The organism is Burkholderia sp. HMSC10F09 (assembly GCF_001806955.1).
In the GTDB taxonomy this organism is placed as follows: domain Bacteria; phylum Pseudomonadota; class Gammaproteobacteria; order Burkholderiales; family Burkholderiaceae; genus Burkholderia; species Burkholderia multivorans.
This window is the reverse complement of sequence record NZ_KV786548.1, coordinates 1,166-7,604: the sequence shown is the minus strand read 5'-3', so window position 1 is coordinate 7,604 and position 6,439 is coordinate 1,166. Positions and strand designations below refer to the sequence as shown.

8 protein-coding genes and 2 pseudogenes are annotated in these 6,439 nt (G+C 66.8%); 6 read left to right on the top strand and 4 right to left on the bottom strand.

Translation table 11 applies throughout. The annotated features are described in order from the left end of the window. Together HMPREF3115_RS04050 and HMPREF3115_RS04045 are read left to right on the top strand one after the other, a co-directional pair. A pseudogene (locus tag HMPREF3115_RS04050) lies at nt 1-195 on the top strand (hypothetical protein); the annotation flags it as partial. After that, nucleotides 195-413 carry a hypothetical protein gene (locus tag HMPREF3115_RS04045; RefSeq protein WP_012467437.1) on the top strand — a complete coding sequence of 73 codons (219 nt, stop codon included), beginning with the start codon at nt 195-197 and terminating at the stop codon, nt 411-413. The pseudogene HMPREF3115_RS04050 and the gene HMPREF3115_RS04045, both read left to right, overlap by 1 nt. 115 nt (nt 414-528) lie before the next feature. On the opposite strand, the gene HMPREF3115_RS04040 is transcribed toward HMPREF3115_RS04045, so the two are convergent. Continuing rightward, nucleotides 529-1,365, bottom strand: coding sequence for an FTR1 family iron permease (locus HMPREF3115_RS04040; RefSeq protein WP_006402795.1), 837 nt, complete (start codon nt 1,363-1,365; stop codon nt 529-531). A 6-nt stretch (nt 1,366-1,371) separates the two neighbouring features. Beyond that, nucleotides 1,372-1,704, bottom strand: a complete 333-nt coding sequence (locus HMPREF3115_RS04035; RefSeq protein ID WP_059939260.1) for a cupredoxin domain-containing protein — start codon at nt 1,702-1,704, stop codon at nt 1,372-1,374. 346 nt (nt 1,705-2,050) lie between these two features. Here HMPREF3115_RS04035 and HMPREF3115_RS04030 point away from each other — a divergent pair, with 346 nt between their 5' ends. Further along, the gene (locus HMPREF3115_RS04030; RefSeq protein WP_070553479.1) at nt 2,051-2,251 is read left to right on the top strand and encodes a heavy-metal-associated domain-containing protein; all 201 of its coding nucleotides are present in this window, start codon (nt 2,051-2,053) and stop codon (nt 2,249-2,251) included. A gap of 45 nt (nt 2,252-2,296) precedes the next feature. Here HMPREF3115_RS04030 and HMPREF3115_RS04025 read toward each other — a convergent pair whose 3' ends face one another. Together HMPREF3115_RS04025 and HMPREF3115_RS04020 are read right to left on the bottom strand one after the other, a co-directional pair. Next, nucleotides 2,297-3,787 (bottom strand): aldehyde dehydrogenase, encoded by a 1,491-nt coding sequence (locus tag HMPREF3115_RS04025; RefSeq protein WP_070553478.1) that lies wholly within the window; start codon nt 3,785-3,787, stop codon nt 2,297-2,299. Between the two features lie 83 nt (nt 3,788-3,870). Beyond that, nucleotides 3,871-4,422, bottom strand: coding sequence for a cupin domain-containing protein (locus HMPREF3115_RS04020; protein WP_035488928.1), 552 nt, complete (start codon nt 4,420-4,422; stop codon nt 3,871-3,873). A gap of 455 nt (nt 4,423-4,877) precedes the next feature. Here HMPREF3115_RS04020 and HMPREF3115_RS32200 point away from each other — a divergent pair, with 455 nt between their 5' ends. From HMPREF3115_RS32200 to HMPREF3115_RS32195, 3 genes and pseudogenes are all read left to right on the top strand, one after another. Continuing rightward, nucleotides 4,878-5,060 carry a hypothetical protein gene (locus tag HMPREF3115_RS32200; RefSeq protein WP_006402789.1) on the top strand — a complete coding sequence of 61 codons (183 nt, stop codon included), beginning with the start codon at nt 4,878-4,880 and terminating at the stop codon, nt 5,058-5,060. 283 nt (nt 5,061-5,343) lie between these two features. Continuing rightward, nucleotides 5,344-6,129, top strand: coding sequence for a gamma-glutamyl-gamma-aminobutyrate hydrolase family protein (locus HMPREF3115_RS04015; RefSeq protein ID WP_070553477.1), 786 nt, complete (start codon nt 5,344-5,346; stop codon nt 6,127-6,129). Nucleotides 6,130-6,157: 28 nt separating this feature from the next. After that, nucleotides 6,158-6,439 (top strand): annotated as a pseudogene (locus HMPREF3115_RS32195) (glutamine synthetase); the annotation flags it as partial.

The following is a 6,439-nucleotide window of genomic DNA, read 5'->3' as shown; positions in this document are numbered from 1 at the left end:
CCCGCCGCGGTCGACACGCCGGCCGCGCCGCGTCCCGTCGAGCAGCCCGCGCCGGGCCGCCTCACCGTGATGCAGCCGGCCGCGCCCGATGCGCCGCACGCGCTCGACTTCTCCGACATTCCGCGACAGTACACGCCGGACGGCAACGTGCTGCGCGTCGGCACGCGCCACGGCGCGGCCGAGGTGACGCGATGATGGAAGCGGAAAACTATTGCGGCTACCAGATCTGGGGCCACGCGATCCTGCAGCAGGACGAGATCCTGCAGCCGGAGCGCTTCGCGGCGAGCGGCACGATCACGCAGAACAACAAGCTCGTCGAAGCGTCGGGCGTGCTCGGCGTATTCGATACCGAGGACGAAGCGCGCGAAGCAGGGCTCGAATGGGCGCGCGCGTGGATCGACAACCACCGCTGACCGATTCGCCGGAGCGCGCCGGTCGCCGCAGCGGTACGTGCGGTTGTCGCCGTGCCAAACGAACGAAGGGGCGTCCACGACGCCCCTTCTTTCATCTGCGATCCGCAAACGCGCGCTACGCCGCCGAACGCGGCGGCTGCACCGTGCGCTGCTGACGCCCGACGACGCGCGACAGCACGACGATCGCCGCGAGCGTCGCGACGTACGCGGCGATCTGGATGCCGGCCGGCCGCGCCGTATAGCCGATCAGCGTATGCAGCGCCTTGCCGACCAGGCTCGATTCCTTCAGCAGCCAGGACGTATCCCAGATCGTGTCGCCCCACGACGGCACGAGGCCGGCCGCGAGCAGGAAGCCGACGCACTGGCTCGCCATGCCGGCCGCGAGCAGCACGATCAGCCAGTTGGTGACCGAGAACAGACGCTTCAGCGGAATCTGCAGCAGCCCCGCATACATGGCATAGCCAAGCCCCGCACCGCCTAGCACGCCGAGCAGGCCGCCGGCGATCATCTGCGGCGTCTGGCCGGGGTCGCCCGCGGCGATCCCGTACAGGAACAGCACGGCTTCCGAGCCTTCGCGCAGCACCGCGACGCCGACGACGATCGCGAGCCCCGTCAGCGGCTTGCTGCCCGCGGCGACCGCGCGGCCCACCGCGTTCATCTGCATCGCCATTTCGCGGCCGTGGCGGCTCATCCAGATGCTGTGCCACGCGAGCATCAGCGTCGCGACGAACATCACGCCGGCGTTGAAGACTTCCTGCCCCATCCCCGACGCCCACTGCGAGATCACGTCGGCGAACGCCGCGATCAGCCCCGCGCCGATCACGCCGCCGACCAGCCCGCCGCCGACCCACCAGCCGCGCCGCGGCACGCCGCGCGTGGCGGCCATCACGATCGAGACCACGAGCGCGGCCTCGAGCACTTCCCGGAAGACGATCAGCGCAGTGGACAGCATGGCGGCTTACTTGACGGTCAGATGCGTCTTCGACTGCGCTTCGTGGTACTCGTCGTGAAACTCGTACGTGCCGGCCTTCAACGGCCCGACGAGAATCTCGACCGACTTGCCGGCCGGAACGACCTTCTCGGCCTTGAAGTCGTCGCTTTCGAATTCGGCCGGCGTCGCGTCGAGGTTTTTCACGACGAACTTCACCTTCTTGCCGGCCGGGATCGTCACGCCGTCCGGCGAGAACTTGTGATCCTTCAGCGTCAGGTTGACGACGTCGTCCGCCGCGAACGCGGGCGTGACGCTGGCGCCGATCAGCGCCAGCGCGAAACCGAAAGCGATACGATTCATGATCGAAGACCGAACAGAGCTTGAGGGGCCTCGATACTAAGAGCGATTCGCATTTTCAATCCGAATGCCCTTGTGAACGCAATGGGGATGCCGCTCCATAGCGCGCGCAGCGCGTGCGGCCCGACAAGGCTCATACGCAAATGCGCCGCCGCGCGTGCGCGGTCAATTCGGCCAAACACCGAGCGGCGCGCGTGCCGCGTCGCGCGCATTCGTCGGACGACCGCCTTACGCGCGGCCGACAGCGCGCGACGCCGAACGCACCGATGACGACGCTTGACCTTCCTACCGTGGCAAGCTTCATCATCCGATCGTTCATCCACCGTCAATCAGCCAAGGAGAGAGCACGATGGAATTCGAAGTTCAGGACATGACCTGCGGCGGCTGCGCCAGCGCGATCACGCGCGCGGTGACGGCCGCCGATCCGGCCGCGAAGCTCGATATCGACGTCGCGGCGAAGACCGTCAAGGTCGAATCCGCGCAAGGCGCCGAGCGCGTGCAGGCCGTCATCGAGGCAGCCGGGTTCCATCCGGCGCTGCGCAGCGCGTAACGCGCGCCGCGCGCATCGTCGCTCGACGATGCGCGCGCATGCACGTCAGCGCAGCCGCACGAGCGTCGACTTCAGTTCCGTGTACTTCTCGAGCGCGTGCAGCGACTTGTCGCGGCCATTGCCCGACTGCTTGTAGCCGCCGAACGGGAAGTTCATGTCGCCGCCCTCGTCGTAGCAGTTCACCCACACGGTGCCCGCGCGCAGCCGGCGCGACACGTCGTGCGCGGTCGTCAGGTTCGACGTCCACACGGCGGCCGCAAGCCCGTATTCGGTGTCGTTCGCGATCCGCACGGCCTCGTCGACATCGTCGAACACGATCAGCGACAGCACCGGCCCGAAAATTTCCTCGCGCGCGATCTTCGCGTCGGGCTTCACCTCGAACACGGTCGGCTCGACGTAGAAGCCGCCCGTCTCTTCCTTCACACGCGCGCCGCCCGTGACGAGCGTGCCCTCCTTGCGGCCCGCGTCGATATAGCCGAGCACGCGCTCGAGCTGGACGCGATCGACGATCGCCCCCATCGACACCGACGGATCGAGCGGATTGGCGGGCACGTACGCGCGCGCGGCTGCGACGAGCTTTTCGACGAACGCGTCCTTGATGTCGCGATGCACGAGCAGGCGCGAGCCGGCCGTGCACATCTCGCCCATGTTGTAGAAGATCGCCCCGGCCGCCGCCTGTGCCGCACGGTCGAGATCCGGGCAATCGGGCAGCACGATGTTCGGCGACTTGCCGCCGAGTTCGAGCCACACGCGCTTCAGGTTCGACTGCGCCGCGTACTGCATGATCAGCTTGCCGACCGCCGTCGAGCCCGTGAACGCGATGCAGTCGACGTCCGGATGCAGCGCGAGCAGCTTGCCCGGTTCGCCCGCGCCCGGCACGACGTTGAACACGCCCGGCGGGATGCCGGCCTCGAACGCGAGCTGCGCGACGCGGATCGCGGTGAGCGGCGACTTCTCCGACGGTTTCAGCACGACGCTGTTGCCGGCCGCGAGCGCGGGGCCGAACTTCCATGCGGCCATCAGGATCGGGAAATTCCACGGCACGACCGCCGCGACGACGCCGACCGGCTCGCGCGTGACGAGCCCGACCAGATGATGATCGGCCGGCGCCACTTCGCCGCCGACCTTGTCGATCGCTTCCGCGAACCACTCGACGCAGTACGCGGCGCCCGGCACGTCGACCGTCGTCGTGTCGCCGATCGGCTTGCCGGCATCGAGCGTTTCGAGCAGCGCGAGCTCGTCGAGATGCGCGCGCATCAGCGCAGCCCAGCGCAGCAGCACGGCCTTGCGCGCACGCGGATTCAGGCCGGCCCAGACGCCCGCGTCGAAGGCGCGCCGCGCGGCCGCGACGGCCGCGTTCACGTCGGCTTCGCCGCCATCGGCGACCTTCGTCAGCACGCGGCCGTCGATCGGGCTCACGCAGTCGAACGTGCGGCCGCCATGCGCATCGCGCAGCGTGCCGTCGATGAATGCGCGCCCTTCGATCGCGAGCGACGCCGCCTTGTCCTGCCAGTCAGCCAAAGTCAACTTATTCATCAGGATGCCTCAATGTGATGGCATTCGCGGCTCGACGTCCGGTGCGCGCGACGCGCGGCCGCCGCGAATGTGGTGACGCGCGGTCAGAAGGTCGCCGGCGAATTGGCCGACACGACCTCGCAAATCTGGTCCGCGCTGGGATTGCGAAAACGGTGCGGCAAACGGCTCTCGAAGTAGTAGCCGTCTCCGGGGTCGAGCAGCCACGTCGCGCCGTCGACGGTCAGCTCGAGCCGGCCCGACACGACGACGCCGCCCTCGTGCCCCGCATGCGCGAGCATCTCGGGGCCCGTATCGGCGTGCGGCTGATAGATCTCGCGCATGATGCACATGTTGCGATCCTTCACGCCGGCGCCGACGAGATGAAACGCGAGCGACTCGTTGCCGAGGTTCGGCATCTCGTCGCGGCGCGACACGACCGAACGCGACTCGACGAGCTCGAACGTGAAGAACTCCGCGAGGCTCATCGGAATGCATTCGAGCAGCTTCTTCAGCGACCCGACGGAAGGACTGACGCGCCCCTGCTCGATCAGCGAGATCGTGCCGTTGGTGACGCCCGCGCGCTTCGCGAGTTCGCGCTGCGACAGGCCATGCTTGTTGCGCACGAAACGCAGGCGCTCGGCGACTTCGGTGGACATCGATTCGGTTTCGGACACGATAGGCGCGGTGAAAAAGTGAAAACGACGCTGGAGCAGCCGTTGAATATTCTAATCACTTTATGCCGCGCATCAGCGGGGAAAACCCTGAAAGCCGATCGAAATAATGAACACGTCCGAGCTTATTCCTTTGTCGAATATTTTGTTCGGACTGCATCGGGAAAGCCCTGATACGACACCGTCAAAAAACATTTGACGCCGTTTTTGGCTCGTATATGCTGGCTCTCAGGTTGGCGTCATTGGCTTGCATCAACGCCAAAACGGGTTATCGCAGTGCAAAAATCGATACCCGTCGATGTAAATGACGCAAAACCGGCGCCTTGATTATTTTAAACGCCCCGCGCGTTGAAACGATCAGGTGTTCAATACTTTCAACGAACCAGTCGAGTGTAATCGTGAGAGTCCGTGGCCCTCTGGTGAGGTGGGATCGAGGCGATGTGCGAAGTCTGCGCAGCGCCGCTCCCGCTTCCGACGGCAGTTGCGGCTGGCATAGTCCTCGCCTGCTGCATCTGTCCATCTACACCATCCTGTCTCGTCGTTCCGTTCGGCGTCACAACGCCGTGTCCGCACGCGCATTCGTCGCCGTCGATACCGACGAAGTGGCATCGCTGCTGCCGTAGCGCCTCTCCTTTCTGCACGTCGTTCGTTTCGTTAGCCGATTCGTCAGCCGCCGCTCGCGCGCGGCGACGGAATGCATTCGCACGCTCATTGCCGCGGCGCATGCCGCAATGAAACGAACGACGGCCTGACCGTCATGCGCAGCGCCGATCGCGCTGTCGTCCCGCTGCGCGCCCTTGGCAGCGGCCTCGCGTGTTTCGCGAGGCTGCGGGGCCGTTGCACGCCTGCGTTTTTCCCGACGCGGCGATGCGCGTGCAACGATCCTATGGAGCACTGATCGACGTCATGGAAAGGAAACCTCTCGTCGGCATCACCGCCGACTACACGCAGATCGGCGCACACGCGTCGCATACGGTCGGCGACAAGTACGTCGCCGCCATCGTCGACGGCGCGCAGGCGCTCGCGATGCTGCTGCCCGCGCTCGGCGAACGCCAATCGGTCGACGACGTGCTCGACGTCGTCGACGGCCTGCTGTTTACCGGCAGCTATTCGAACATCGAGCCGCACCGATACGGCGGCGAACCGAGCGCACCGGGCACGAAGCACGACCCGGCCCGCGATGCGACGACGCTGCCGCTGATGCGCGCCGCGATCGCGGCCGGCGTGCCCGTGCTTGCGGTATGCCGCGGCTTTCAGGAGCTGAACGTCGTCTGCGGCGGCACGCTGCATCAGCGCGTGCACGAAGTACCGGGCCTCGCCGATCACCGCGAGGACGACGACGCGCCGCTGAACGTGCAGTACGGCCCCGCGCACACGGTGCGGGTGACGCCGGGCGGCATCCTGCACGAGCTCGCCGGCGGCCGCGACGAAGTGCACGTGAATTCGCTGCACAAGCAAGGCATCGCGCAGCTCGGTTCGAGCCTCGCGATCGAAGCCGTCGCGCCGGACGGGCTGATCGAGGCCGTCAGCGTCGTCGATGCGCGCGCCTTCGCGCTCGCCGTGCAATGGCATCCGGAATGGCGGCACGCGTACGACCCGCTGTCGAGCGCGATCTTCCGCGCGTTCGGCGATGCGTGCCGCGCGCGCCGCGACGCGCGTTCGCATGCCCGGCCCGCCGCTGCGCTCGCCTGAGCGCGCCGACCCACTTACGAGAACGAACATGCAAGACATCGAAGACTTTCTGAAGCAGCACCGGATTACCGAGATCGAAGCGATCATTCCCGACATGGCCGGCATCGCGCGCGGCAAGATCACGCCGCGCAACAAGTTCACGTCCGGCGAATCGATGCGGCTGCCGCAGGCCGTGATGGTGCAGACCGTCACCGGCGACTATCCGGACGACGGGTCGCTCTCCGGCGTCACCGATCCCGACATGGTGTGCGTACCCGACACGTCGACGATCCGGCTGATTCCGTGGGCCGTCGATCCGACCGCGCAGGTG